Raw genomic sequence first — 2234 nt, 5'->3', positions numbered from 1 at the left:
CGCAGAAAACCTCCTACGAAATTGGTCATTTGCCCTTTTCAAGCCTTCCAGGCGAGTCATACCGATCAACACGACTGAAACCTTTGAGGTATTCAGCAGGCTTTTTATCCAATCACCCGCTTCATATGCGTCGCTGCGCTTGTAGTCGACCAAGTGCTGTGCCTCGTCCAAAATAACGAGCTCAACTCTTAAATTTTCCAGCAAAGTTACCACCCGCGAGAATTTTGCCTCAGCGGACTCGCTGTTCATGTTCGCATACGGATCTTTCAATGCTCTGAGCAATGCAGCACCGAGATTTTTCTTCGTGGGTGCAGATGGCATGTCCAGATACAGAATGGGTAAGCGCTCCATTTCAATTGCACGTTCAGTGTTAACTGCATTGACGTACTTTTTCACTAGAGCACTTTTCCCAACACCGCTGGGACCCATAATGAGAAAACCCTGATTGGTCCCAGTTCTACGATTCTCCGTGTGAATATCCACTAACCTTGAAAGCGCTGCTTTTGCAATTGAGGTATTGATGAAGATCTTTCGCAGCGAAGTATCATCAACCGCACCCGAAGCGTTCATCTTCCCCCCCTATCGAACCAAGACTGAGCATTAGACGTGTCCACGGATAGGTCAGGGATCTCAAAAGACTTTGCAGCCATTGTCATGGCGACATTTTCCAGCAACGTGGCAGGTTCGATGAGGGCCACAGGCGCACCGCCTCGATCACGCGTCAGCGCAGCTTTGCGACGCCGATCATTTACCCGTTTGGTCTCTTTCGCTCGCTGGATGTCCTGCTGTATTTCACGCGAAGCGCGGAGGATGGCATCAACATCCGGATTCAAGGCTCCTGATATGCGCAGTTGCTTTTTAGCCTCGTTGTATAAGTCTCGGCTTACACCTACCAGGCGCTTGTCCTTGCAAGGCACCTGGAAAAAATATCTGCGCTGGTCGTCATACACCCAGACGTGACCTAGATCGTCCCGGTAACGTGCGTCTACCGTAAAATCGTTAGGACGCTGTAACTTCAAATCGGCTAGCAAATCAGAATGGTAATACTGGCCGTCTACCTCGATGCCGTAGTGGTGAATCTTAGGCTTTTTGCGGCAGGCAAGGATGGCTTCCAGCGCATCTAGATCGACGGGCATCTGAATTACAGATTTACCTTCTGCCATGCGCCATACCTGATCAGGTGTCCTACCACGCAGACCCCGGTGCGGAGTCTGATGGTAGATATCCACAATCCATTTTGTGAGTAGCGCATTTAGGTCGTCGAATGTAAGGCACGCGTTTTCCAGGGAGTCGTATTCGCCCTTTTCGGCAATATTCGAAAATGTGGTGCCGGGAAGTTGATGAACGAAACCACGAGCAGTAGTACCAAAAAATCGTTCTACGGCACCCTTCATTTGCGGGCCACGCGACCTCGGGTACAGAACCTCGATGCCCAGATCACAGAAAGCAAGCAACAACATTCCAGCGTGAAACTCCGCCGCATTGTCAGGAACCAACTGACGAGGTAAACCTCGTGCCGGCCAGCTGTTGACCACATGCGGGTAGCTCTCAAGCAACGAAGCCTTGGGGCATATCGCTTTCTCAATCACTCGCAGCACGCTTTCAGTATTGGGAGCGGCAAAGTGCAGGAGATGCGCCATCACCATGCGCGAGTATCGATCCAGAACGATGGTCAAATAAGGTCGGCCGATCACTAAACCGGTGTCCGGATCAATGAGCATGACATCAAGAAGTGTGTGATCGATTTCCCAGCGATGACAGATGCCATCGACTTGAAGCTGGCCAATGGCACGGCGGTGTTTCTGATTGGCGGTATGTTTTCCCAATCTTGCGGTGTCAACTAGGTATGGGTCTAATCCCTCTATAAATCGATAAACTGTCATCCGCGACGGGCAGGCTAAATGTTCAGCCTTTAACCTGCGCTGATTATATTCCTTGAGGCGACCTTGGAATTCAGAAAATACTTTTGTCACCGGGTTTCTTTGATCGGTTAAGTAATGCTCATTAATTACATTGAGCAGTATTTCCTCGAGATCGCCATGTATCAACTTGTGGCGGCCCTTTTGTTCATGCTGGGGAACTAGAGCCGTTACGGACCTCCACTTGTATCTACCCAGCCAGCGCTTGACTGTCGCGATCGACGGAGCCTTCGCACTCGTTTTAACATCCTCCCACACAGAATTAATAACTTCCTTAAGTTCTTCTTTTCTAGGAAGTTTTCCCGGATAACCTAG

2 protein-coding genes are annotated in these 2234 nt (G+C 49.9%); both read right to left on the bottom strand.

Annotation, left to right across the window (positions count from 1 at the left end; genetic code table 11):
- Positions 1 to 570, bottom strand: a 570-nt coding sequence (locus AC19YT_RS28120) for a TniB family NTP-binding protein (RefSeq protein WP_500611374.1), incomplete at its 3' end; no start/stop codon positions are given.
- The coding region (locus tag AC19YT_RS28115) for a TnsB C-terminal domain-containing protein (protein ID WP_500611373.1) at positions 567 to 2234 on the bottom strand (1668 nt) is incomplete at its 5' end. The genes AC19YT_RS28115 and AC19YT_RS28120, both read right to left, overlap by 4 nt.

This window comes from Pseudomonas sp. MF08875 (assembly GCF_059862525.1).
This window is presented reverse-complemented; position numbering and strand designations above follow the sequence as displayed.